Source organism: Sphingopyxis sp., assembly GCF_036261875.1.
Lineage (GTDB): Bacteria > Pseudomonadota > Alphaproteobacteria > Sphingomonadales > Sphingomonadaceae > Sphingopyxis.
Genome location: NZ_DATAJZ010000014.1, coordinates 1 through 25020 on the forward strand (window position 1 = coordinate 1; position 25020 = coordinate 25020).

The 25020-nt window shown below is 67.1% G+C and carries 25 protein-coding genes; 9 read left to right on the forward strand and 16 right to left on the reverse strand.

Annotated features, from left to right (window positions below):
• Positions 1 to 216: 216 nt before the first annotated feature.
• A complete protein-coding gene (locus VHO04_RS07695; RefSeq protein WP_329627773.1) occupies positions 217 to 2031 on the forward strand; it encodes an ABC transporter ATP-binding protein/permease in 1815 nt (604 codons plus the stop codon).
• On the opposite strand, the gene VHO04_RS07700 is transcribed toward VHO04_RS07695, so the two are convergent.
• The 4 genes from VHO04_RS07700 to VHO04_RS07715 form a co-directional block, all read right to left on the reverse strand.
• The gene (locus VHO04_RS07700) at positions 2028 to 2726 is read right to left on the reverse strand and encodes a hypothetical protein (RefSeq protein WP_329627774.1); all 699 of its coding nucleotides are present in this window, start codon (positions 2724 to 2726) and stop codon (positions 2028 to 2030) included. The genes VHO04_RS07695 and VHO04_RS07700 overlap by 4 nt on opposite strands.
• Before the next feature lie 102 nt (positions 2727 to 2828).
• Positions 2829 to 3446, reverse strand: coding sequence for a cytochrome b (locus tag VHO04_RS07705; protein WP_329627775.1), 618 nt, complete (start codon positions 3444 to 3446; stop codon positions 2829 to 2831).
• Between the two features lies 1 nt (position 3447).
• Positions 3448 to 4518, reverse strand: coding sequence for a catalase family peroxidase (locus VHO04_RS07710; protein ID WP_329627776.1), 1071 nt, complete (start codon positions 4516 to 4518; stop codon positions 3448 to 3450).
• A 120-nt stretch (positions 4519 to 4638) separates the two neighbouring features.
• Positions 4639 to 5541 carry a LysR family transcriptional regulator gene (locus VHO04_RS07715; protein ID WP_329627777.1) on the reverse strand — a complete coding sequence of 301 codons (903 nt, stop codon included), beginning with the start codon at positions 5539 to 5541 and terminating at the stop codon, positions 4639 to 4641.
• A 117-nt stretch (positions 5542 to 5658) separates the two neighbouring features.
• On the opposite strand from VHO04_RS07715, the gene VHO04_RS07720 reads away from it, so the two are divergent.
• From VHO04_RS07720 to VHO04_RS07750, 7 genes are all read left to right on the forward strand, one after another.
• Positions 5659 to 6423: an SDR family oxidoreductase gene (locus tag VHO04_RS07720; protein WP_329627778.1), complete on the forward strand. Its 765-nt coding sequence runs from the start codon at positions 5659 to 5661 to the stop codon at positions 6421 to 6423.
• A gap of 102 nt (positions 6424 to 6525) precedes the next feature.
• Complete coding sequence (gene ybaL / locus VHO04_RS07725) at positions 6526 to 8163, forward strand: YbaL family putative K(+) efflux transporter (protein WP_329627779.1); 1638 nt, start codon at positions 6526 to 6528, stop codon at positions 8161 to 8163.
• A gap of 155 nt (positions 8164 to 8318) precedes the next feature.
• Complete coding sequence (gene recQ, locus VHO04_RS07730) at positions 8319 to 10109, forward strand: DNA helicase RecQ (protein WP_329627780.1); 1791 nt, start codon at positions 8319 to 8321, stop codon at positions 10107 to 10109.
• Positions 10110 to 10421: 312 nt separating this feature from the next.
• Positions 10422 to 10856: a TIGR01244 family sulfur transferase gene (locus tag VHO04_RS07735; protein WP_329627781.1), complete on the forward strand. Its 435-nt coding sequence runs from the start codon at positions 10422 to 10424 to the stop codon at positions 10854 to 10856.
• Positions 10853 to 11260: a hypothetical protein gene (locus VHO04_RS07740; protein WP_329627782.1), complete on the forward strand. Its 408-nt coding sequence runs from the start codon at positions 10853 to 10855 to the stop codon at positions 11258 to 11260. Before VHO04_RS07735 ends, VHO04_RS07740 begins: the two co-directional genes overlap by 4 nt.
• Positions 11253 to 12167: a sterol desaturase family protein gene (locus tag VHO04_RS07745; protein ID WP_329627783.1), complete on the forward strand. Its 915-nt coding sequence runs from the start codon at positions 11253 to 11255 to the stop codon at positions 12165 to 12167. The genes VHO04_RS07740 and VHO04_RS07745 overlap by 8 nt, the downstream gene beginning before the upstream one ends.
• Positions 12168 to 12330: 163 nt before the next feature.
• Entirely contained in the window at positions 12331 to 13917 is a 1587-nt protein-coding gene (locus VHO04_RS07750; protein ID WP_329627784.1) for a GMC family oxidoreductase, read from the forward strand.
• A 600-nt stretch (positions 13918 to 14517) separates the two neighbouring features.
• On the opposite strand, the gene VHO04_RS07755 is transcribed toward VHO04_RS07750, so the two are convergent.
• From VHO04_RS07755 to VHO04_RS07810, 12 genes are all read right to left on the reverse strand, one after another.
• Positions 14518 to 15879: an ammonium transporter gene (locus tag VHO04_RS07755; RefSeq protein WP_329627785.1), complete on the reverse strand. Its 1362-nt coding sequence runs from the start codon at positions 15877 to 15879 to the stop codon at positions 14518 to 14520.
• A gap of 14 nt (positions 15880 to 15893) precedes the next feature.
• Positions 15894 to 16232: a P-II family nitrogen regulator gene (locus VHO04_RS07760; RefSeq protein WP_257545498.1), complete on the reverse strand. Its 339-nt coding sequence runs from the start codon at positions 16230 to 16232 to the stop codon at positions 15894 to 15896.
• A 278-nt stretch (positions 16233 to 16510) separates the two neighbouring features.
• A complete protein-coding gene (locus tag VHO04_RS07765) occupies positions 16511 to 17224 on the reverse strand; it encodes an endonuclease/exonuclease/phosphatase family protein (RefSeq protein WP_329627786.1) in 714 nt (237 codons plus the stop codon).
• A gap of 164 nt (positions 17225 to 17388) precedes the next feature.
• Entirely contained in the window at positions 17389 to 17601 is a 213-nt protein-coding gene (locus tag VHO04_RS07770; protein WP_257545494.1) for a DUF2007 domain-containing protein, read from the reverse strand.
• On the reverse strand, positions 17601 to 18161 hold the full coding sequence (locus tag VHO04_RS07775; protein ID WP_329627787.1) for a pyridoxamine 5'-phosphate oxidase family protein: 561 nt from the start codon (positions 18159 to 18161) through the stop codon (positions 17601 to 17603). The genes VHO04_RS07770 and VHO04_RS07775 overlap by 1 nt, the downstream gene beginning before the upstream one ends.
• A 34-nt stretch (positions 18162 to 18195) precedes the next feature.
• Positions 18196 to 18771, reverse strand: coding sequence for a DUF924 family protein (locus VHO04_RS07780; RefSeq protein WP_329627788.1), 576 nt, complete (start codon positions 18769 to 18771; stop codon positions 18196 to 18198).
• A 5-nt stretch (positions 18772 to 18776) separates the two neighbouring features.
• Positions 18777 to 19184 (reverse strand): hypothetical protein, encoded by a 408-nt coding sequence (locus VHO04_RS07785; protein WP_329627789.1) that lies wholly within the window; start codon positions 19182 to 19184, stop codon positions 18777 to 18779.
• A 115-nt stretch (positions 19185 to 19299) separates the two neighbouring features.
• Positions 19300 to 20505, reverse strand: coding sequence for a hypothetical protein (locus VHO04_RS07790; protein ID WP_329627790.1), 1206 nt, complete (start codon positions 20503 to 20505; stop codon positions 19300 to 19302).
• 235 nt (positions 20506 to 20740) lie between these two features.
• On the reverse strand, positions 20741 to 22183 hold the full coding sequence (gene tldD, locus VHO04_RS07795; RefSeq protein WP_329627791.1) for a metalloprotease TldD: 1443 nt from the start codon (positions 22181 to 22183) through the stop codon (positions 20741 to 20743).
• A gap of 144 nt (positions 22184 to 22327) precedes the next feature.
• Complete coding sequence (locus VHO04_RS07800; RefSeq protein ID WP_329627792.1) at positions 22328 to 22882, reverse strand: DUF4402 domain-containing protein; 555 nt, start codon at positions 22880 to 22882, stop codon at positions 22328 to 22330.
• A gap of 103 nt (positions 22883 to 22985) precedes the next feature.
• Positions 22986 to 23183 (reverse strand): zinc-finger domain-containing protein, encoded by a 198-nt coding sequence (locus tag VHO04_RS07805; RefSeq protein WP_329627793.1) that lies wholly within the window; start codon positions 23181 to 23183, stop codon positions 22986 to 22988.
• A gap of 157 nt (positions 23184 to 23340) precedes the next feature.
• The gene (locus tag VHO04_RS07810; RefSeq protein ID WP_329627794.1) at positions 23341 to 23901 is read right to left on the reverse strand and encodes a DUF4402 domain-containing protein; all 561 of its coding nucleotides are present in this window, start codon (positions 23899 to 23901) and stop codon (positions 23341 to 23343) included.
• Between the two features lie 101 nt (positions 23902 to 24002).
• On the opposite strand from VHO04_RS07810, the gene VHO04_RS07815 reads away from it, so the two are divergent.
• A complete protein-coding gene (locus tag VHO04_RS07815; RefSeq protein ID WP_329627795.1) occupies positions 24003 to 24926 on the forward strand; it encodes an ABC transporter ATP-binding protein in 924 nt (307 codons plus the stop codon).
• Positions 24927 to 25020: the final 94 nt, after the last annotated feature.

Consider the following 25020-nt stretch of genomic DNA (forward strand, 5'->3'; position numbering starts at 1 on the left):
TTCGACTGCCTTGCAGGCGCTCAGGATAAACTGCGCCTTTGGCGCAGCGCTGACGGAGGGGCCCTTGGCGCAACCGTCGCGGCCCCTCCACCACCGCTTCGCGGCGGTCCCCCTCCCCACGGCTGCGCCGCAGGGAGGATCGGCATGGCCGCAATCGGTCGCTGGCAGACAAGGACCGCTTGGCCTCCGCACGCGCGCACCCTACATGGGCTCCTCATGCCGCCCGATACCGCCCTCTCCACCGACAAGCGCAGCGAACCGCCGATCCTGGCGACGCTGCGGCGTTTTCTGCCCTATTTGTGGCCCGCGGGACAGACGGGGCACAAGGCGCGGATCGTCCTCGCCGCGCTGATCGTACTCGCGTCGAAAGGCGTGCAGATCTCGATGGGCTTTCTCTATGGCGCCGCGATCGACCGGATGGCGCCGGGGATGGAGGCGGGGGTCGCGCTCGCGATCGGGCTGGTCGTCGCTTATGCCGGGGCGCGCTTTGCCGGGGTGTTGTTCGACAATCTCCGCAATGTGGTGTTCGAGCGGGTCGGGCAGGATGCGACGCGCGAACTCGCGATCGCGACTTTCGCGCACCTCCATGCGCTGAGCCTGCGTTTCCACCTCGCGCGGCGCACCGGCGAGGTCACCAAGGTGATCGAGCGCGGGACCAAGAGCATCGACACGATGCTCTATTTCCTGCTGTTCAACATCGCACCGACGCTGATCGAGCTGGTCGCGGTGCTCGCGATCTTCTGGACCAAATTCAGTTTCGGGCTGGCAGGCGCGACTGCGCTGATGGTCGTCGTCTATATCGGTTTCACGCGGCGAGTGACCGACTGGCGCACCGCGCTGCGCACCCGCATGAACGACCTCGACACGCTGACCGTCGGGCGCAGCGTCGACAGCCTGCTCAATTACGAGACGGTCAAATATTTCGGCGCCGAGGAGCGCGAGACGGCGCGTTACCGCGACGTCGCCGACCAATATGCGCGCGCCGCGGTGACGAGCGAGAACAGCCTCGCCTGGCTCAATGTCGGGCAGAGCCTGATCACCAACAGCGCGATGGCGGGGGCGATGGCCTATACGGTGTGGGGCTGGTCGAAGGGGCAGTTCGCGGTCGGCGACGTGGTGCTGGTGAACACGCTGCTTGCGCAGCTTTTCCGCCCGCTCGACCTGCTCGGCATGGTCTATCGCACCATCCGCCAGGGACTGATCGACATGGAGGCGATGTTCCGCCTGATCGACACGCCGCCGGAGATACGCGATGCGCCGGATGCCGGGCCGCTGATCGTGACCGGCGGCGCGGTGACGTTCGAGAATGTCGTCTTCGGTTACGAATCCGACCGGACGATCCTGAACGGCGTCAGCTTCGCGGTCGGCGCGGGCGAGACGCTGGCGATCGTCGGGCCGTCGGGCGCGGGCAAGTCGACGATCGCGCGGTTGCTCTATCGTTTCTATGACCCGCAGGGTGGGCGCGTGACGATCGACGGGCAGGACATCAAGGCGGTGACCCAGAAGAGCCTGCGCGCCGCGATCGGCATCGTTCCGCAGGACACGGTGCTTTTCAACGATTCGATCGGCTATAACATCGCCTATGGCCGCGCCGATGCGAGCGCCGCCGAAATCGCGGCGGCGGCGGAGGGCGCGGCGATCGACGGCTTCATCGCGATGCTGCCGCAAGGTTATGAGACCGAGGTCGGCGAGCGCGGACTGAAGCTGTCGGGCGGCGAGAAGCAGCGGGTGGCGATCGCGCGCACCTTGCTCAAGAATCCGCCGATCCTGATCCTCGACGAAGCGACGAGCGCGCTCGACAGCCGCACCGAGGCGGCGATCCAGGACACGCTCGACGGCATCGCGCGCCGCCGCACGACGCTGGTCATCGCGCACCGGCTGTCGACGGTGACGGGCGCCGACCGCATCGTCGTGCTTGATCGCGGGCGGGTGGCCGAGACGGGAACGCACGACCAGCTTCTGGCGATGCGCGGGCTCTACGCCGACATGTGGGCGCGGCAGCAGGCGGAGAAGGAAGAGGGGACGGTTTAGGGGGGACAGCTTTCGTCAGGCGTCGCGACGTGCCCGTTCGCATCCTCAGGGAGGCCGTGGAGATGCGGTCGCAGCAACGTCAATAGCCGAGCGGCGAGTTTGCCGTAATGGCTCGGGATGTTGCCGGCGCCGGACGTGGTTCGTGTTGCTTTGCGTCGCTCGAATGCGAGCACAGTTCCATCGAGCCAGCGTTCTTCGCTGCCGGCATAGGCATCGGTGGTCGCGTCGAACCAGTTGGCGAAGGAGCGATAGTCGGATTCGGGAAGAGTGAAGTTCTGCCGGTCTATCCGAAGCGGTGTGCGAACGTCGCAGGGATTTTCGGTTGCCATCACGAAATCGATGCCGACATGACCATCGGCAGCGGGCGTCATCGATATGGCATAGCTTCGGGTGGAAAGCGAAGGGAGGATAGCGATGCGAAGCGATTCGGGTGCGCTGGAGTCGTCCGGTGGAAGCGTTGCGAGCAACCCGGTTACCCACGGGGAAACTCGATCCGGCGGCTGTTCGGCCAGCGCGCCGATGCGGGTTCGCGTATTTTCACGCTGGGCGGCATCGATCTGGTGCTGCCGCCACCATTCCGAGCCGACCATATAGGCGATGAAGAGAAGCTGCGCCGCGACGATTGCGGTCGTGACGTAGCCGAGGCGGTGGAGATGGCGCAGCCAGCGATCAGAGGCGAGTTTTGTCTCTGTCATCTGTCCGCTCCGCTCCCCGATCCCAGCGCTCTTCCAGACTAGCGCATCGGGTTCGGTTAGGCAAAGGAGGGCGCCGCAGGCGAAGAAGGACGAAGGGACGGTTTAGGAGGGGGCTATTTCGGCCGGTTCCTCGCCGGAATCGGCGGGGAGAGCCTGTCCGGCTTCTTCCTCTGCATCCGGGAGCGCCGCGGGTGTCCGCGCGAAGAGCATCGTCTCCAACACCCCGTCGCGGCGGATGAAGCCGTGAACGAGCGCTATGGTCAGATGGCCGAGGATCAGGGCGAGGAAGGCGAAGGCGACGAGCGTGTGTGCGCGGCGAAGCAGGCCATAAGCAAACAGATTCTGCGGAACGATCGGCGGCAGGACAAGGCTCGCCGAAAGGCGCACCGGATAGCCGCCCGCCGAGAGCATCGCCCAGCCGATCAGCGGCATCCCGATCATCGCGAGATAGAGGAGGATATGCGCGCCGCGCGCGGTTCGTTGCTGCAGGCGCGGCAGATCGGCGGGGAGCGGCGGCGCGCCGGTGTGGAGTCGAATCGCGAGGCGGATGAGGGCGAGAAGCAGGATCGCAATCCCGATCGGACGATGAAGCGCGACGAGCGAGGCGTAAGCAGGTCCGGCGGTCGACACCATCGCGACGCCGATGAACAGCATCGCGAGGATCAGCAGCGCCATTGTCCAGTGAAGAGCGCGGATCGCGACATGAAAGCGGTCGGGCATGTCAGCGCCCCTTGCCCGCGAGAGCCTTGCCGGCGGCGCTGGGGCCGGGCGTCTCGAGCGCGCGGCGCTGGAAGGACGACGAATAGGCGGCCGAGCGGGCGGGCAGCAGCGGATCGTCGGAGAGAGCGACCCCGTCGGGCAACAGGGTAGGATCAAAGGTGATGTCGCGGCAGGCGCCCGTTTCCTCGGGCTCGGCGGCGGTCAGGGTGAGCGTTCCGGCCTCGACCTTCTGCCGGTCCGTGGGCCAAATCCGGGTCGCATCCCCGGTAACGTCGCCGGGCGCCGCGACCGTCACGGTCATGTGCCAGCGCAGCGGCCCCTTCGCGAGGCGCGCGCGCAGTTCGGCGAAGAGATAGTCGGTGGGGAGGCTGGCGAGCTTCGTCTTGTCGAGCGCGCCGAAGGCCGCGTCGGGCTCGAACGCCCAGCGAACCGCGTGCGCCGCCCCCGCGCGATCGATGAAACGAAAGGCGTTGATGCTGTAATAGGTGCCGCCCGCGAAGCTGTCGGGCAACGGAGCGGCGGCGATATAATCCTGATAGGCTTTCGTTTCCGGATGCCGCGCAAGATAGGCCTTCATTGCGGTCGGATCGGGCTTTCCCGTGGCGGGGTCGGGGCGCGAGGCGCGCTGGAGCGCGACAAAGGCGTCCGGCGTTGCGACGGGAAATATCGGAGTGTGATCCATCGCCATCCGCCAGATCTGGCCGCCGGGTCCGGTCAGTTGCAGCGCCAGCGCGTGAAAGACGTTGCGTCCGTCGGTCGCAAAGGGATTGCTGCCGCCGGTCGAAAAGCGGCCGAGCACCGGATAGCGGCCGGGAGCGAACAAACGCGCCCGCGACAGACCCGCCGCGCCGCCGCTCGCATCGAAGTATCCGGTGACGCAAATCCCCTTCGCGTGGGCGCGGCGGTAGCCGTCATGCTTGCCGGCGTTATGTTCGATCGCGTCCACGATCGTCCCGCCGCCGATGCGCGAGGGGCCAACCCAGCCGCTCGCCCAGGCGAAGCCCGAGAGGAGCAGGGCAGGGGCGGCGGCGATCGCCGTCAGTGTGGCAAGGGACGGGTGGGGCGTCGGCATGGGCAGTGCTATCCTGATCGATGGGGATGTTGTCGAAGGGCGTTCGGACGGCACGCGCCGAAGGTTACATCGAGCCGGATGGTAGGACCCGGATAGCGGCGGGGGGCAGCTCTCGCGGCGCTACACCGCATCCCAATAAGGCGGGTCGCCGAACGCCTCCTTGAGGCAATCCCTCAGCGCGCGTAGTTTCGCCGACGGGTCGCGGCCCTGGGCGTGCGCCATGTAGAGATATTCCTCGTCGGGCGCGACGTCGAGGGGGACGGCGGTGAGATCGCCGGCCTTGATCGCGGGGGCGGCGATGAAGGCGGGGAGCATGGCGAGGCCCAGGCCGGCGATCGCGGCGTCGCGCATCATGTCGCCATTGTTGACGCCGAACATCGAGCGCGCCTGCACCGATACCGGCCCCGCGGCAGTGCGGAAGCGCCAGTCGGCGGCGCCGCGGTTGGTGTAGAAGATGCCGCGGTGGCGACGCAGGTCGTCCAGCGTCCGCGGCGTGCCGTGCTCGGCCAGATAGGCCGCCGAGGCGGTGAGCAGGCGGCGGCTCTTCGCGAGTTTCCACGCGACGAGACGCGTGTCGTCGATCACCCCGTGCCGGATGATCGCGTCGTGCCCGCTCGACGCGACGTCGATCCGCCGGTCGTCGAGGTCGAGGGTCAGCGCGAGGTCGGGATGGGCTTTCAGAAAGGGGTAGAGCGCGGGGCCGAGGTGCAGGCGGCCGAACGTAACCGGCGCGGCGAGGCGCAGTGGGCCCGACAGCGTGCCGCGCCGCTCGGCGATCGCGGCCGCGGCCTCGGCGACGTCGCGGGTGATCCGCTGCGCGCGCGGCAGAAAGGCGGCGCCGTCCTCGGTCAGGCCGAGCTTGCGCGTGCTGCGATGGAGGAGCGCGCCGCCGAGCGAGCGTTCGAGTTCGGCGAGGCGCTCGCTCACCACCGACTTCGACAGGCGAAGCTGGCGCGCGGCGCCGCTGATCGAGCCGTTCTCGACCGTCGCGACGAATGCGGCTATCCCTTCGATACGGATCATCGTTCGGTTATTCCGAATTATAGAACCAATATATGCCGTCTATTCCGAACGGGCGGTTGCGTCCATCTCTTCGTCATCGCCGCGGGCAGCAGGCTCGCGACAGACAGGAGATGAACCATGAACCGTTTGCAGAACAAGGTCGCGATCGTCACCGGCGCCAGCGCGGGCATCGGCCGCGAAACCGCGAAACTCTTTGCCGCCGAAGGCGCGCAGGTCGTCGTCGGCGCCCGCCGTCAGGCCGAACTCGACTCGCTCGTGGCCGAGATCGCCGCCGCGGGCGGGAAGGCCGTTGCCGTTGCCGGCGACGTCCGGGACGAGGCCTTTCACGAAGCGCTCGTCCGCGCCGCGGTCGATCATTTCGGCCGGCTCGACGTCGCCTTCAACAATGCCGGGGTCTTCGGCGAGGCCGGGCCGAGCACCGACGTCTCCAAGGCGGGCTTCGAGGATGCGCTCGCGGTCAACCTCACCGCCTCGTTCCTCGCCGCCAAGCACCAGATCGCCGAAATGGTGAAGCACGGCGGTGGGTCGGTGATCTTCACCTCGACCTTTATCGGCTACAGCTTCGCCTTCCCCGGCAGCGCCGCTTACTCGGCGAGCAAGTCGGGGCTGATCGGACTGACGCAGGCGCTCGCCGCCGAATATGGGCCGCAGGCGGTGCGCGTCAACGCCGTGCTCCCCGGCGCGGTCGCGACCGACATGTTCGAGGCGGTCAACGACAGCGCCGAGAAGCAGGATTTCGTGACCAACCTGCACGCGCTGAAGCGCGTCGCGCAGCCGATCGAGATTGCGAAGTCGGTGCTCTATCTCGCCTCGGACGACGCGAGCTTCGTCACCGGCACCGCGTCGCTGCTCGACGGCGGGGCGTCGATCACGCGGAGCTGAAGGGACCATTTCTGCCGGGATGCGGGGCGCTCGTGCGGGCGCCCTGCATTTTTTTGCGCCGCACAACTTGACCCCGCGGCGCGCCGCCCTTTACGCTGCCCTATGCCGCACGACACCACCCTGATCGGCACCCTGGTTGCCGGGCTTGGCGTTGCCTTTCTGATGGGGGCGCTCGCGCATAAGCTGCGCATTTCGCCGATCGCGGGCTATCTGCTCGCGGGGGTGATGGTCGGGCCGTTCACGCCGGGGATCGTCGCCGATACCGGGCTCGCGCTCCAGCTCGCCGAGATCGGCGTGATCCTGCTGATGTTCGGGGTCGGGCTGCATTTTTCCTTGAAGGACCTCTTGTCGGTGCGGCGGATCGCGGTGCCGGGGGCGATCGTGCAGATCGCGGTGGCGAGTGCGCTTGGCGTCATGCTGGGGCTTTGGCTCGGCTGGCCCTTCGCGGGCAGCCTGATCTTCGGGCTCGCGCTGTCGGTCGCGAGCACGGTGGTGCTGCTGCGCGCGTTGCAGGCGCGCGACATGGTCGAGACCGAGAAGGGGCGCATCGCGGTCGGTTGGCTGATCGTCGAGGATCTGGCGATGGTGCTCGCGCTCGTGCTGCTGCCCGCGATGTTCGGGGCGCGCGGCGATGAGAGCGGTGGCGCCGGACTGCTCCAGTCGGCGGGGATCGTGCTGGTCAAGGTCGTCGGCTTCGTCGCCTTCATGCTCGTCGTCGCGCGGCGGATCTTGCCCGCGGTGCTGCACTGGGTCGCGCATTCGGGGTCGCGCGAGCTGTTCCGCCTCGCGGTGCTGGCGATCGCATTGGGGGTCGCGTTCGGCGCCGCGGTGGTGTTCGACGTGAGCTTCGCGCTCGGCGCCTTCTTCGCCGGGATGATCCTGGGAGAGACGCAACTCAGCCGCCGCGCGGCGGAGGAGACGCTGCCGCTGCGCGACGCCTTCGCGGTGCTGTTCTTCGTCTCGGTGGGGATGTTGTTCGATCCGAAAGTGCTGGTCGAGCAACCGCTGCCGCTGATCGCGACGGTGGCGATCATCGTCTTCGGCAAATCCTTCGCCGCTTATGCGATCGTCCGTGCCTTCGGCCATCCGAACCAGACCGCGATGACGATCGCGGTCAGCCTGGCGCAGATCGGCGAATTCTCGTTCATCCTCGCGGGGCTCGGCGTCGGGTTGAAGGTGATGCCGCCCGAGGCGCGCGACCTGATCCTGGCGGGATCGATCCTGTCGATCCTGTTCAACCCGATCCTCTTCACGCTGATGGTCCGGCGCATCCGGGCAGAGGAAGACGCGCCCGAGGCCGAAGCTGAGCCCGTGAGCGAAGCGCCGACGGGTGCCGGGATGGTGCTGATCGGATATGGCCGCGTCGGCAGTCATATCGGCAGTCTGATCTGCGGGCGCGGCGCGGGGCTGGTGGTGATCGAGGACCAGAAGGACATGGCCGCGGCCGCCGAGGCGGCCGGAGCGACGGTGATCGTCGGCGACGCGACCAAGGAAAGCGTGCTGCGCAAGGCGGGGCTCGACACGGCGCGGACCTTGCTCGTCGCGATTCCCGAGGGCGCCGAAGCGGGCGCGATCGTGCGGCGGGCGCGGGCGATCAACCCGAAGCTCGTCATCGTCGCGCGCGCGCATTCGGACGAGGAGGTCGACGATCTGGTGCGGCGCGGCGCCGACCATGTCGTGATGGCCGAGCGCGAGACCGCGGCGCGGATGGCGGAAAGGGCGATGCTGGCGGGGGTTTAACGCTGTCATTGCGAGGAGCGAAGCGACGAAGCAATCTCCAGCTATCGGCGCGGAGCAAGATCGAGAGCTGGAGATTGCTTCGCTGCGCTCGCAATGACGAAATTGGAGGCGTAGGGCTTCCCTCTCCTGGCCATCCGCCCTATCGCCACCGCACAATGTCCGCCGACGCGCTCCTCCCGCTGCTCAAGTCCACTTTCGGTTTCGACGCCTTCCGCGGCCGCCAGGCCGAGGTCGTCGCGCGGGTGATGGCGGGCGAGCGGACGCTGGCGGTGATGCCGACCGGGGCGGGCAAGTCGCTGACCTATCAGCTTCCCGCCGTGGCATTGGACGGCTGCGTCGTCGTCGTGTCGCCGCTGATCGCGCTGATGCACGACCAGCTTCGCGGCGCGCGCGCGGCGGGGATACGCGCCGCCAGCCTGACCAGTGTCGATGCCGATTTCGCCGACACGCGGCAGGCCTATCGCGACGGCGCGCTCGACCTGCTCTATATCGCGCCTGAACGCGCGACGGGCGAGGGGTTCCGGTCGCTGGTGGAGGCGCGCGCGCCGGCGCTGTTCGCGATCGACGAGGCGCATTGCGTCAGCGAATGGGGGCATGATTTTCGCCCCGATTACCGCCTGCTGCGGCCGCTGCTCGATGCCTTTCCAGAGGTGCCGCGGCTCGCGCTGACGGCGACCGCCGACAAGCATACGCGCGAAGACATATTGCTCCAGCTCGGCATTCCGGCCGAGGGGCTGGTGCTCGCGGGGTTCGACCGGCCGAACATCCGCTATCGCGTGAGCCCGCGCGTCAGCCCGGCGAAGCAGCTCACCGATTTCATTACCGCCAATCCGGGGCCGGGGATCGTCTATTGCCCGACGCGCGACGGGACCGAGCGGATGGCGGCGAAGCTGGCGGCGGCGACGGGGCGGCCGGTCGCGGCCTATCACGCCGGGCTAGACCCCGAACGGCGCGCGCGGGTGCAGCATGACTTCGTCGCGTCGGAGGACGGGATCGTCACCGCGACGGTCGCCTTCGGCATGGGGATCGACAAGCCCGACGTGCGCTTCGTCGCCCACGCCGGGCTGCCGAAATCGATCGAGAGCTATTATCAGGAGACGGGGCGCGCGGGGCGCGACGGCGATCCCGCCGAGGCGCTGATGCTGTGGGGCGCCGATGATTTCGCGCGCGCGCGGATGCGGCTCGGCGAACTGCCGGAGGCGCGTATTTCGGGCGAGCGGGCGCGGCTCAATGCGCTGGCGGCGCTGGTCGAGACGGTCGAATGCCGCCGCGCGCTGCTGCTGCGCCATTTCGGCGAGACTCCGCCCGAGCGCTGCGGCAATTGCGACACCTGCCTCGATCCGCCGCGCCAGATCGACGCGACGGTGCTCGCGCAGAAATTGCTGAGCGCGGTCTATCGCACCGGGCAGAGCTATGGCGCCGGGCATGTCGAGGCGGTGCTGACGGGGAAAAGCGACGAGCGCATCGTGGGGCGCGGGCACGACAAATTATCGGTGTTCGGGATCGTCGCGGGCGAGGAGGCGCGGCTGATCAAGCCGCTCGTCCGCACCCTCGTCGCGCGCGAGGCGCTGGAGACGACCGAGCATGGCGGGTTGATGTTCGGCCCCGCCGGGCGCGCGATGATGAAGGGTGAGACGCCGGTGCTGATGGCCGAGCCGCCGGTGAAGCGGACGCAGCGCGATGGCGGGCGTTCGGCGCGGCGCGGCGACGGCGCGGCGGCGAACCCGGTCGGCGATCCGCTGTTCGAGGCGCTGCGCGCGATGCGGCGCGAGCTTGCCGCCGAGGCGCAGGTGCCGCCCTATGTGATCTTCCACGACGCGGCACTGCGCGCGATGGCGAGCGAACGGCCGGCGACGCGCGCCGACCTCGCGACGATTCCGGGTGTCGGGGCCAAGAAGCTGGAGGCGTGGGGCGATGCGTTTCTGGACGTGATCCGGCAGTTTTAGGGAAAGAAATCTCACGCAAAGGCGCGAAGGCGTGAAGAAGAAGGAAAAAAGAGGACCTCACACAAAGACACAAAGAGGGCGGCGCGCGCCATGGGCGCTGCGAAGAACCGCGCGAAGCGCATTCGATATAGTCGCCTGCGGCGACGGGCCGACGCCGCAGGCCGGGCGCGCCCTCTTTGTGTCTTTGTGTGAGATATTCTTTCTTCTTCGCGCCTTCGCGCCTTTGCGTGAGACAAATCGAAAACCGCGCCATCGTAATATTGGCGGCTTTCACGCTTGTCAGCACGCGGGCGGCGGGAGTAGATCGCTGGCATGAGCGATTTTCGAGCCCTGTCCGCCCAGTTCAGCGTCGCGCCGCAGATCGGCATCGAGGATGTCGCCGAGGCCAAGGCGCAAGGCTTTGCCATGGTCGTCAACAACCGCCCCGACGGCGAGGAGCCCGCGGCGCCGCAGGGCGAGCATATCTCCATCGCCTGCGCGGCCGAGGGGCTGGCCTATGCGGCGATCCCGATCGGCCATGCGGGGTTCAGCCATGCGCAGATCGACGCGCTCGACAAATTGCTCGCCGCGGCGACGGGGCCGATCCTCGCCTATTGCCGCTCGGGGACGCGCTCGACGCACCTCTGGGCCTTGGCGCGCGCGCGGGCGGGCGATGATGTCGAGGGCATCGTCGAAGCGGCGGCGAAGGCGGGCTATGACCTGACCGGCCTCCGGCCGATGCTGGACGCGCTCGCGGGGGAAAAATGAATCAGGCGGCGTTGATCCAGCTCGGCGTATCGCTGATCGCGGTGCTGTTCGTCGCCTGGCTGGTCAAGCGGATCGGGCTCGGCGCCGACCCGCGTATCGCGGATGCGGACCATGCGATCCGGCTGGCTGAAGAGGCCGAGGCGGGGTTCAAGGGAATCGAGGTCGCGCGCGACCGCGCGGGCTTTGCGGCGATCGTGCGCAATGCCGAGGGGCGGATGATGCTGGTGCGCGCGCACGGCAATCATTTCGCAGCGCGGCCGGTCGATGCGGCGACGGTGGGGCGGCTCGACAAGGAGTTTCTGACGCTGACCAGCCCCGAGCGCACCTTCGGCGCGGTGACGTTGCAATTGGGGAAGGAAGCGGGGATGTGGGCGAGCCGGATGCGGGATCTCAACTGTGGATAAGCTGCCCGATCCCGTTGTTTACGCCGTTCCCGGCTTCATCTTGCTGCTGATCATCGAGATGTTGATCGCGCTGCGCCGCGACCGGAGCCGCTACGAAGCGCGCGACACGCTGACCTCGCTGATGCTCGGCACGATCAGTCAGGTCGCGGGCGCGGCGGTCGGCGCGGCGGTGATCGGCATGGCGGTGTGGGTCTATCAATTCCACCTGTTCGACATCGGGCTCGACTTTCGCAGCTGGTGGTGGGCGTGGATCCTCTGCTTCTTCCTCGACGACCTGGCCTATTATGCCTTTCACCGGAGCGCGCACCGCGTGCGCTGGTTCTGGGCGAGCCATGTCATCCATCATTCGAGCCAGCATTATAATCTGTCGACCGCCCTCAGGCAGACGTGGACGGGCTTTTTCAGCCTGACCTTCCTGTTCCGCCTGCCCTTATTCCTGATCGGCTTTCCGCCCGCGATGGTCTTTTTCTGCGCCGGGCTGAACCTCATCTATCAATTCTGGATCCATACCGAGGCGATCGGGCGGATGCCGAAATGGTTCGAGGCGGTGATGAACACGCCGTCGCACCACCGCGTCCATCACGGCGTCAATCCGCGCTATCTCGACGCCAATTATGCGGGGGTGTTCATCATCTGGGACCGGATGTTCGGCAGCTTCGTCGCCGAGCGCGACGACGAGCCGGTGCGCTACGGCATCGTCAAGCAGCTCGGCAGCTTCAATATCCTCTGGGCCGCGTTTCACGAATGGGTCGGGATCGCGAAGGATGTCTGGCACGCGCCGTGGCGGCACAAGCTTTCCTATATGTGGCGCGAGCCCGGCTGGAGCCACGACGGCAGCCGTGCGACGAGCGCGACGATCAAGGAGCGCTGGGCGGCGGGGCGAACGGCGGAAGAGGCGGCGGAGTAAACACCTCGTCACCCCGGACTTGATCCGGGGTCCCGCTCGATACTGTCTGAAAGCGGGACCCCGGATCAAGTCCGGGGTGACGGGAATGGGTCTTGCCTCGCTCCCTAATGACATTCATGTAAGTCTCGAATGACCACCGGACGGGTGGCGAGGGGAGCGGTATATGGATCAGTTCGACATCATCGTCATCGGCGGCGGCAGCGCGGGGAGCGCGGCGGCGGGGCGGCTCGCCGAGGATGGGACGCGCACGGTCTGCCTGGTCGAGGCGGGCGGGCGCAACGATACGGTCCGGGTCAAGACGCCGGGCTTCATGCCCTTCATCCCCAAGACCTCGAACTATCAATATGAGACGGTGCCGCAAAAGGGGCTGAACGGCCGCGCCGGCTACCAGCCGCGCGGGCGCGGGCTCGGCGGGTCGAGCGCGATCAACGCGATGGTCTATATCCGGGGTCACGCCTTCGACTACGACCAATGGGCGGCGCTCGGTGCGACGGGGTGGAGCTATGCCGACGTGCTGCCCTACTTCAAGCGCAGCGAGGGCAATGAGCGCGGCGCGGATGCGTTTCACGGCGGCGACGGGCCGCTGAACGTCATGGACCAGCGCTGGCCCAATGTGACGAGCCGGCGCTTCGTCGAGAGCGCGGCGGCGCTGCAACTGCCGCGCACGGCCGATTTCAACGGCGCGCAGCAGGAGGGTTTCGGCCTCTATCAGGTGACGCAGAAGGCGGGCGAGCGCTGGTCGGCGGCGCGTGCCTATGTCGAGCCGCTGCGCGAGCGCGCGAACTTCGACATTCGCACCGGCGCGCTGGTCGAGAAGATCGTCGTCGAGGACGGGCGCGCGACCGGCGTCGTGATCCGGCGCGGGTCGAGGCGCGAGACGTTGCGCGCGCGCGGCGGGGTGATCCTGTCGGCGGGGGCGTTCGGCAGCCCGCAGATATTGATGCTGTCGGGCATCGGCCCTGCGGCGCATCTGAAGGACAAGGGCATCGATGTCGCCGCCGACCGCGCGGGCGTCGGCGCGAATCTGCAGGACCATATCGACTATGTGTCGAGCTGGGAGACGCGATCGGTCGATCCGTTCGGCGACAGCCTGGGCGGCACGTGGCGGATGGTGAAGGCGATCCTCGAGCATCGCACCCGCCGCACCGGGATCATGACGACCTGTTTCGCCGAGGCGGGGGGCTTCTGGAAATCGCGGCCCGACCTGCCCGCGCCCGACGTGCAATATCATTTCGTACCCGCGATGCTCGAGGATCATGGGCGGACCAAGGTGAAGGGGCATGGCTTTTCGTGCCACGCCTGCGTGCTCAGGCCCGAGAGCCGGGGGAGCGTGACGCTGGCGTCGGGCGATGCGGCGGCGGCGCCGCTGATCGATCCGGGCTTCCTCACCGACGATCGCGACATGGCGACCCTGCGCGCGGGGGTGCGGATGATGCACCGCATCGTCGCCGCGCCGCCTTTGTCGGATTATGCCGGCGCCGACCGGCATCCGGTCGACTTGGGCGACGATGCGGCGCTCGACGCGCTGATCCGCAGCCGCGCCGACACCGTCTATCACCCCGTGGGCTCGTGCCGGATGGGCAGCGACGCCGACGCGGTGGTCGATCCGGCGCTGAAGCTGAACGGGATCGATGCGCTGTGGGTCGCCGACGCGAGCGTCATGCCGCGCCTCGTCAGCGGCAATACCAATGCGCCGAGCATCATGATCGGCGAGCGTGCCGCTGATTTCGTGAAGGCGGCGCTGGGGTGATTCGGCGCGCGCCTCCTCCGGAGGAAGGGCAGCGAGACCCAAGCATATTGCATTGAGGCCGTAATTCGCGCGAAAGCGGGAATCCCGCTGTCTTGAACCTCTATCTTCTTCGTGCCTTTGTGCGAGATTTTTTGGGACTCGCACAAAGCCACGAAGCCACAAAGAGGAGCGGGATTCCCGCTTTCGCGGGAATGACGAAAGAAGGAAGAGCCGATCAGGATTTTACAGGGTTCGACCCCAAGCCGATTTGCTGAAAAATCGCGGATTTCCAGGGCCGATGCGCTCAAGGCAAAAAAAGAGGGCCGGGACTTTCGTCCCGGCCCAGCCTTTCAGGCTCTCCCCTCCTGAAACTCATGGCAGACTGAATGCCATATTAATGTCATGTTGCAAAGACTAAATTTGCGGCACCCAAGCTGAAATTTTGTGCAGTCATTCGCGGGGCTTGGAAAGGCCCGGCAAAGCGCGCTCCAACACCTATGCTGCGCACAAAAAAGTGGCCGGGAGCCAAAGCGCCCGGCCAGTGGTTCGCAGGAGGAACCTGGGTAGGACCCCGCCGCCCTTTGAAAGAGGAGAGAGTGCGGCGGCGGGTATCCTGTCTCGTCAATTATTGTAGGCGCGCTCCCCATGCTCGCCGAGGTCGAGGCCTTCGCGTTCGACCTCTTCGCTGACACGGAGGCCGGTGAGCGCCTTGGCGATGGTGGTGGCGATGGTGGTGCCGATGACGGCCCAGACGATCGCGACGAGCACTGCGACGACCTGCGTCGCGACCTGCGGGCCGATGGCGAAATCCGCGCCGCCGGGGCCGCCGAGGCTCGGCGCATAGACGATGCCGGTGCCGATCGCGCCGACGATGCCGCCGATGCCGTGGATGCCGAAGGCGTCGAGCGCGTCGTCATAGCCGAGCTTCGGCTTGAGGACGGTCACGGCGTAGAAGCAGATCACCGAGGCGACGGCGCCGAGGATGATCGCGCCGAACGGGCCCGAATTGCCCGCCGCCGGGGTCACGGCGACGAGCCCCGCGATGACGCCCGAGCAGAAGCCCAGCGCCGAGGGCTTGTGGCCCGCGACCTTTTCGGCGAGCATCCAGAACAGCGCGGCGGAGGCGGTGGCGACGAAGGTGTTGATCATCGCGAGCGCCGCCGAACCATTGGCCTCGAGCGCCGAGCCGGCGTTGAAGCCGAACCAGCCCACCCAGAGCAGGCCGGTGCCGACCATCGTCAGGGTCAGCGAGTGCGGCGCCATGATTTCCTTCTGATAGCCGATCCGCTTGCCGAGGATCAGCGAAGCGACGAGCGCCGATACGCCGGCGTTGATGTGGACCACGGTGCCGCCCGCGAAGTCGAGCGCGGCGGGGAGCGAAGTGCCGAACATGCCGCCCTCGAACAGGAAGCCGCCGGCCGCCCACACCATGTGCGCGATCGGGAAATAGACGATCGTCAGCCAGATGATGCCGAAGACGAGCGCCGCCGAGAATTTCATGCGCTCGACCGTCGCGCCGAGGACCAGCGCCAGCGTGATCGCGGCGAAGGTCATCTGGAAGCTGATGAACACATATTCGGGCAGCTTGAAGCCGTCCGAGAAGGTGTCGGCGAGGCTGTCGGGGGTCACGCCGGCGAGGAAGAACTTACCCCAGGAGATGAAGGCGTTGCCTTCAGGCCCGAAGGCGAGGCCATAGCCGTAGCAGACCCAGACGATCATCGCGAGGCAGGCGAGCGCGCCGATCTGCGTCATCGTCGAGAGCATGTTCTTGGTGCGGGTGAGGCCGCCGTAGAAGAGCGCGAGGCCCGGCAGGATCATCGCGAGCACGAGCACGGTCGAGGTCATCATCCAGGCGGTGTCGCCCTTGTCGACGACCGGTGCGGGCGCCGCGGCGGCGGCGTCCTGCGCCCAGGCGGGCAGCGCCGCGAACAGCGCGAGGCCCGCGGCCCCGGCGCTCGCCGCGATCTTGTTTGCGAAATTCATAGGTTCCCCCTTCATTAGAGCGCCGCCTCGCCGGTCTCGCCGGTGCGGATGCGCACCGCCTGACCCACGTCGAGGACGAAAATCTTGCCGTCGCCGATCGAGCCGGTGCCGGCGCTTTGCTGGAGCGTCTCGACGACCCGCGGTGCGAGCGCGTCGTCGCAGACGAGCTCGATCTTCACCTTCGGGACCATGTTCGTGGCATATTCGGCGCCGCGGTAGATTTCGGTCTGCCCCTTCTGGCGGCCGAAACCCTTGACCTCGGTCACGGTCATGCCGGCAATGCCGAGCGCGGTGAGCGCTTCGCGCACCTCGTCGAGCTTGAACGGTTTGATGATAGCCAGGATCAGCTTCATGATGCCCCCTTCTGCTTGTGGCATCATGTTGCGGTGCAACAGCCGTGCCAAATTGCGCGGGTGCGGTGGAAGGCGACATTTTGTGGCGGTCTTTGAGTCGAGGACAGGCTCAATCGTTCGTTAGGTGGGCAGGCGAGGCAGGGGCTTGCCTATATTTTGGGCAGAGTCGGATGGACGATGCTTCGTCACCCCGGACTTGATCCGGGGTCCCGCTCAGCAACGGTGACAAGCGGGACCCCGGATCAAGTCCGGAGTGACGAGTGGAAGCAAGCCGATGTCTATTCGCTTCGGACTGACTCCGCCGCTTTGAACCGCGCCCAGATCGGCAGATGATCCGAGGCGCGCGCGGCGAGGGGGCTGCGGTGGACGCCGGCGTCGACGGGTTCGAGGTCGGGCGAGGCGAAGATGCGGTCGAGCTTGGCGACCGGACGGCGGCTGTGGAAGCTGTGGCCGGTGTCGACGGGCCGGTGATGCTCGCCGAAATCGGCGAGGCAACCGCCCGCGGCGCGCCATTCGTTGCAGTCGCCCATCAGGATCGTCGGCAAGTCCTCCCCCTCGGCGACATGGTGGAGGATCGCGCGCGCCTGCTGGCGGCGGCGCAGCCCCGAAATGTCGAGGTGCATGCCGACGACACGCAGCCGGTCGTCGCCGATGCGCAGGGTCGCGGCGACCGCGCCGCGCGGTTCGAGCGTCGGCAGGTGAAGCGCATGGCTTTCCTCGACCGCGATCCCCTTGCGGACGAGCAGCGCATTGCCGTGCCAGCCGATCGCATAGGGGCGGCCATCGAGCAGATCGACCGGCACATAGTCGCTATGCTCCTCGAACATGTGCGGCGGGATGGCGCTGGCGCGGGTGCCGAAGCGGCGGTCGGCCTCCTGCAGCGCGACGACGTCGGCGTCGAGCTCGCGCAGCACCGAGAGCACCCGACCCGGATCGCGGCGCCGGTCGAGCCCGATGCCCTTGCGCATATTATAGCTGGCGACCTTGATCATGGGCGGGATGGGCCGTTGTCTTTCATTGCTCATTATATGACGAATGGAGAGCGATCGGGTTGCCCGCCATATCATCGTCATCGCGAGCGGAGCGAAGCAATCCAGAGCGGTTTACGCAACCCTGGATTGCTTCGTCGCTACGCTCCTCGAATGACGACTGATTTTCAGCCGACGCCGAACTCTTGCATCAGCGCGCGGGCTTCCTCCAGATCCTCGTCGAGCACCATGACGCGCACCGGGATGAGCAGCCCGACGCTTTCGGCGATGTTCATGCCCGCGTCGAAGCAGACGGCGTGGACGCCGGCGCTTTCGAGGCGGCCGCGCAGCAATTCGGCCTCGACGCCGTTCGGCAGGCGGATCAGTTCGACGAGCGCCATCAGGCGTCGCCCGCGATATAGCGGTCGGTGGGGCGGGTCGGCAGTCCGTCGATGCTTTGCGTGCGGCCCTGGACCTTTTCGACCCAGGCGACGGGGTCGGCCTGACGGTGATATTTTCGCAGCGTCTCGCGCTCCTGACTCAATTCCATCATCGGCACGCCCCAGCCGCAGCTCGTCTGGACGCTTTCGATGTCGATCACGAAAATCTGGCGCGTGCCGGGGAGCAAAGTGAAATGCGCGGCAAGCGCGTCCCAATCGGCATCCTGCGGCAGCACCGCGCGGCCGCGGCCATAGATGCGCAGGATCCAGGCGGTGCGGTCGAAGGCGCAGAACATCAGCGTGATCCGTCCGTCGGCCGCGAGATGCGCGTGCGTCTCGTTCCCCGAGCCGCCGAGATCGAGCCACGCGACCCGGCTTTCGGACAATATGCGGAAACAGTCATAGCCCTTGGGCGACAGGTTGATGCGGCCCTCCGCGGCCGCGGTGGCGGTGAAGAAGAGCGGCTGCCGTTCGATGAAGGCGATATGCCTGTCGGTCAGCGTGTCGGTGAATTCGGCCATGGGTCCTGTCCGCGCTGCGAAGGCCTGCGCCCTATCACCAATTGCCGCCTTCTTCTATCGCCGCCTCCTCGCCCGGGCGATTGGCGCGGCCGAGCGCCATGTTGCGGTGCGGGAAGCGGCCGAAGCGGTCGATCATGTCGAAATGCTTCTTCGCATAATCGTGGAAGACCGGATCGGCTAGCTCGTTCATCAGCCGCAGCGATTCGCGCTGGTCGGCGATCTCCTCGCTATGCTCGAAGGGCAGATAGGCGAATTGGCGCCGCTCGTCGGGCCAGCTTTGGTCCCAACCCTTTGCGACGATGCCGCGCGCGACCGCGCGGGCGAGGTCGTCGGTCGCGAAAGCCTCGGCCTGGCGGCGGTGGATGTTGCGCGGCACCTGGTCGAACAGGATCACCGCGGCGAGCGCGGTGTCGGGGTCGGTCAGAAAAGCCTCGGCCGGCTGCGCGCGCAGCACCTCGCGCCAGTCGCCCGCCAGCGCGCGCACCTCCGCGTCGAAGCCGGGCCCGCCGCCGTACCAGTCGTCCATGCCGTGGCCGTCGAACCAGAAGGCGAGGAGCCGTGCGGCCCAGTCGGGGGGCGGTGCGGCCCGCGGGGTCTCGTCGTCCTGCACGCCGGTTATTGCGCCGCCGCCTTGACCTTCCGATACGGCACAAACTCGCCGAGCGAGACGAAGCCGCTGTACATGTGGCTCGTGCGGTCGTGCAGTTCGACGGTGTCGATGCTGCACAGCCGCGACGATGTCGTCTTGGTGACGAGAATATCGTCCTCGCCGAGCTGATCGGCGCCGCCGCGCGGGCGGTTGACCCACAGCGTATTGCCGACGCGATAGACGATCGCGGTCTTGTCGATCACCTGACTGCTGTTGGTCGCGGCGAGGTTGATGCAATCCTGCGGCGTGCCGGCGACGCGGCCTTCGAGCAGCTTTTCGAGCTGCTGTTCGGGCGTGCGCGTGTCCTTCGCGAAGGCGGCGGGCGCGGCGAGCATCGCGGCGGCGGCGAGGATGGCGGGGATCAGCGTACGCATGATATGACTCCTGTCTTCAACATACCCTACCCGTCGGGCATCCTACGCCGCCGCGCGTTAACCGGGGATGACTCGCCGCGCCCCCGGCACGCTTCGCCGGATCAGCAGGGCCGGATCAGCAGGTCGGCAGCGGAATGCCGAGCGGCCCCTTGCACTTCTTCTTTTTCGCGGGCTCGGCGGGCGTGCTCCCGCTGCCGCCGCTTGCTCCGCCCATGCCGCCGAAATCGGCGCCGACGAGCAGCATCGTCTGCGAGCGGAAACGCACCTTCGCGGTCCAGTCGATGTTCCAGACCGCATTGCCCGCGGGTTTGGGCGGATAGGAGAAGTTGGCCTCCGGGCCGAAAGCGTTGAGGTTGCCGACCATCATTTCGCCCGACGCCTTCTTGACCTCGGCGGGAATCTGGCAGCTCGTCTGCGACGGCGGCATGACGATCTTCTTCGTGATCAGGTTCGCGACCACCGACGGCGGCAGCCAGTCCCACAGGCCGCCGCCGAACTCCTTCGTCGCGCTGCTCGTCCACCAGACGACGTCGCCGCCGCTGCCCGCACGATCCATCCCACCGAACGCCCAGGCGGCATAGCCGGTCGCGGGCTGAAGCGAGCCCCAGCGGATCATCACCGACCCGTCGGGCTGGATCGCGGTCGAGGCCTGGAGCCCCGGCATATAATCCTGCGCGAGGGTGAAGTTGATTTCAGGCCCGAAATTGCTCGTCACCTTGTGCGCGCCGAGTAGCGACGAGCCCGACGGGGGCTGCTTGCCGCCCTTGCCGTTGGGCCAATGGGCATAGGAGCGGCTGTTCGCCGCCGACACCTCGCGGATGATCGGCACCGCGCTCGACATCAGGCCCGGCGGCATCTGGCCCGCGGCGACCTTCGCGAAATCGATGACAACGGGCTGGCCCGGACCGGCTTTCGCACCGCACCCCCAATAGAGGAGCAGACGCCCCTTCGGCCGCTCGAACGTCTGCGGCACCTCTTCCTTGCCGCGTTCGGGCGCGATCAGCGGCAGCGATTTGCCGACCTTTGCCTGTGGTAGGAAGAAATGGTCGCCCTTCGGCGGCGGCGCGCTGGCGTCCTGATTCGAGCCGAGGCGGAGGTCGAGCAGATAGGCGACCTTGGTCGACGGATCGCCGCCAAACATCATCCCCATCGCGCCGCCGATGCCGCCGCGCCCGCCCGCCATCGCGGCGAAGCCCGACATCGTCGCAACGTCCATTTCATAGCGTTCCTTGGGACCGCTGGTCTTTTGCGCCGACCCCGGAACGGCGGCAAGCATCGCCGCGATCGCGGCGACGGAGATGAAACGCAGACTCGAACGCATGAAATCCTCCCTTTTCCGGGAGAGCAACTCTCCCGCGGATAACGATGCGGCCCAAGACTTTTTATGTTTGAAGCGCTTATAGGCGCGGGAAGGGCGTCCGCCAAGTGAGCGGAGTCACACTATGCTGTCATTGCGAGGAGCGTAGCGACGAAGCAATCTCCAGCCATCGGGTCTCGTTCAAGGACGATGGCTGGAGATTGCTTCGCTTCGCTCGCAATGACGTCGGATATTGTGGCTACGCCGTGCCGCCCACCGTCAGCCCGCTGACCAGCAGGGTCGGCTGACCCACCCCGGCGGGCACGCTCTGGCCGCCCTTGCCGCAGATGCCGATGCCTTCGTCGAGCGCCATGTCGTTGCCGATGCCGGTGACCTTGGTCAGCACGCTCGGGCCGTCGCCGATCAGCGTCGCGCCCTTGATCGAGTCGCCGAGCTTGCCGTTTTCGATCTTGTACGCCTCGGTGCAGGAGAAGACGAACTTGCCCGACACGATATCGACCTGTCCGCCGCCGAAGCTCTTGGCGAAGATGCCGGTCTTGACGCGGCTCAGCAGTTCGGCGGGATCGTCGTTGCCGCCACGCATGAAGGTGTTGGTCATCCGCGGCATCGGCGCGTGGGCGAAACTCTCGCGGCGGCCGTTGCCGGTCGGCTCGACCCCCATCAGCCGCGCGTTGAGGCGGTCCTGCATATAGCCTTTAAGGATGCCGTCCTCGATCAGCACGGTCTCGCCGGTGGGGGTGCCCTCGTCGTCGATGCTGAGCGAGCCGCGGCGGCCGCCGCCGACCGGGCTCTCCATCGCGCCGTCGTCGATCACGGTGACGCCCGGCGCCGCGACGCGTTCGCCGATGCGGCCCGAAAAGGCGCTGGTGCCCTTGCGGTTGAAATCGCCCTCGAGCCCGTGGCCGACCGCCTCATGCAGCAGCACGCCGGGCCAGCCGGGGCCGAGCAGCACGGTGAACTCGCCCGCGGGGGCGTCGACCGCGCGCAGATTGACGAGCGCCTGATCGAGCGCCGCGTCGATTGCGCGGTTCCACTGCGCCTCCTCGAACAGATGATCGTACATATAGCGGCCGCCGAGGCCGAAATAGCCGCTCTCGCGCCGCCCATTCTCCTCGACGACGATCGAGACGTTGAGGCGGACGAGCGGGCGGATGTCGGTGGCGAGGAAACCGTCGGCGCGGACGATCTCGACCACCGACCAGCTTCCCGCGAGCGCGACCGACACCTGCACGACGCGCGGATCGCGTGCGCGCGCGGCGGCGTCGACCTTCTGGCAGAGCTCGACCTTCTTCGCGAAGGGGACGAGGTCGAGCGGGTTCGCCTCGTCATAAAGGTGGCGGTTGGTGCGCGGCGGCGGGCCGGCGGGGGCTTGGCTAGCCGGGTCGAGCAGCGCAAGCGTTTCGGCGGCGCGGCGGATCGCCCCGGCGCTGACGTCGCTGGCGTGGGCGAACCCCGTCATCTCGCCCGAAACGGCGCGCAGGCCGAACCCGGCATCGGTCGAATAGTCGGCGGTCTTGAGGCGCCCGTCGTCGAAGCCGAAGCTCTCGGTCGCGCGATATTGCAGGTAGAGCTCGCCGTCGTCGGCCTTTGCCAAGGCTTCGCGCGCGAGTTTCTGCGCGAGATCGGGGTCGAGCGCGTCGGCGCGATAGAGGAAGCGGCGGGGGTCGGTCGGGCTTGTCATTCCCGTGATATAGGGACAGCTACGGCCCAGCGCAAAGGGGGCTTCGTCATTGCGAGGAGCATCGCGACGAAGCAATCTCCAGCCATCGAATTTGCGCGACGCCGATGGCTGGAGATTGCTTCGCTTCGCTCGCAATGACGGCTATCAGAAATAATTGACGGTGAGCGTGAAGGTGCCGCTGTAGTCGCCCGGCGTCTGGTTCGCCGGGACGGTCAGCGTGCCGCCGACATAATAGGTTTGCACCCCGCTAGGCAGCAGCGTCGTCGAGGAACCGAGAAGCGTGACACCGCCGCCGCTCGTCGTGATCGCGCGCGCCAGGCTGGCGGTCATGGTGCCGCCGCCGGCACGGGTCAGGGTGACGCTGTCGTCGCCGGTAACCGTGATCAGCAGGAAGCCGCCGGTGCCCTGAAACACCGCGCGCTCGGCCGTCGCGCCGACCGCGGTCACGCCGCCGGTGGTGGTGCGTGCGCCGGTGGTCGGGCTGATCGTCGCGGTGCCCGCGGTGGGACCGCTGATCAGCGTGCCGAAATCGAGATCGTTGCTTTTGACGAGCGTATTCGGGCGCACGACGACACTGGTCGCGGTACCCGTCTGGTTGGCGGCATAGGCCGGATGGCCCGCGAACGCGCTGGCCGCCGCGGCGGCGAAAGCGAGGCGGCGGAGCGCCGCTCGCTTGTAGTTGGTCCCTCGAATCCCCACGATTCTGCTCCTGTCTGGAACAGACTTATAGAATCAGGGCATGAATCGATGATGCGCGGGGATGGTGAAGCCGGGTTTAACCTTTGGCGGTGGTCGGCCGCGCTTAACCGTGGTCGGCTACGCCGCCGGTCAGGACGAAGCGCCGGTCGCAATAGCCGCAGTCGACGAAGCCTTCGTCGGGGTCGATCTCCAGCCACACGCGCGGATGGCCGAGCGCGGCATTGGCGAGCCCGTCGCCGGTGCCGTCACAGGCGATGCGGGTCTTGGGCGTGCGGATCGTCTCGGGTGCGGGCTGGGTCATCGCTGCGCCTTTAGCAAGGGTCGCGAGGCTGGGCAATCGGTCTCCCGCTTCGTCATGCTGAACGTGATTCAGCATCCATTCCTCCCCCGCCTGCGAGAAAACGCCGAATGGACCCCGGATCAAGTCCGGGGTGACGAAGGAAAAGGGCAATCGCCTGTCAGAGATAGTTCAGCGTGATCGTGAAGGTGCCGGCATAATCGCCCGGGGCCTGATTCGCGCCGACCTCGAGCGTCGCGCCGACGGGGAAATTATAATTGCCGAGCGCGCTCGCGATGACGAAGCGCGTCGGGGCGGTCGAGAGGATCGCGGTCGGGGTCGAGCCAATCTCGAAATCGCGCACGCGCATCCGCTGTCCGGGGCCGGTGATCCAGATCGTGTTCGATCCGAGCGAGATATTGACCTGGCGATTCGGGGTGCCGAGCCCGGCGAAGCGCGCGGGTTCGCCGTCATTGCCGACGAGCGTTGCGCCGCCGGTGCGCGTGCGCGTCCCGTCGGGGGCGAGCCGTACCGTGCCCGCACTTCCCGAGGCGATGATGCTGCCGAAATCGAGATCGCCCACCCGAAAGAAGGAAAGCGGCCGCAGCACGATGGCGTCGGCCTGGCCCTGCGCGCCGGTCTGCGCCAGCGCCGGCGATGCGGCGGCGGGCGCGAGCAGAAGCGCAAAAGCGGCGAAGCCGCGCTGCACGGGCAGCGGGCGAAAGATGTGGCTGGTCCTCACGCCCTTGCTGTTAGCGGCGACTTTCCAATTTAGCGTTAACGCGGCGCTCACCCATCAATCGCGCCTTTCGCCCGTCGAGCCGCGCGGCTATGGAAGCCGCCATGAGTGAAGCCGCCATCCGCATCGACGCCGTTTCCAAACTTTATGCCGGGGGCAAGCAGGCGCTCGACAAGGTCAGCTTCGAGGTGCCGCGAGGGACAATCTTCGGGCTGCTCGGGCCGAACGGCGCGGGCAAGTCGACGCTGATCAACATCCTCGCGGGACTCGTCAACAAGACGAGCGGATCGGCGAGCATCTGGGGCTTCGACATCGACGCCGACCCGCGCAACGCCAAATATTCGATCGGCATCGTGCCGCAGGAAATCGTCTTCGATCCCTTTTTCACGCCCTTCGAGACGCTGGAGAATCAGGCCGGGCTTTATGGCGTGCCCAAGGACCGGCGCATTTCGGACGACCTGCTCGCCGCGGTGCATCTTGCCGACAAGCGCGATGCCTATGCCCGCACCTTGTCGGGGGGGATGAAGCGCCGCCTGCTCGTCGCCAAGGCGATGGTGCATTCGCCGCCGATCATCGTCCTCGACGAGCCGACAGCGGGCGTCGACATCGAGCTTCGCCAGCAGCTTTGGGAATATGTGCAGTCGCTCAACGATCGCGGCGTTACCGTGGTGCTGACGACGCATTATCTGGAAGAGGCCGAGGAGCTGTGCGACCGCATCGCGATCATCAACCACGGCCGGCTGATCGCGAACAAGCCGACGCGCGAACTGGTCGACATGGCGCGCGAGAAGGTGGTGCTGGTGACGCTCGACGCCGACGTGACGGTGCTGCCCTCGCACCCCGCCTTCGACAAGGTCGAGCGCGAGGGCGAGCGCGGCCTTGCGATCAGCTATAACAAGGACCGGGTGAACGCGGGTGAAGTGCTCGCGGCAGTGAACGCGATGGGGCACGGCATCGTCGACGTCTCGACGCGCGAAGCCGATCTGGAGGATGTGTTCCTGAATTTGACGCGGGCGGCGAATGGATAGCCTCCATTTTCCGTTCGTGTCGAGCGAAGTCGAGACACCTTTCGGGACAGGTCGGGGGGTGTCTCGACTTCGCTCGACACGAACGGACATAGAG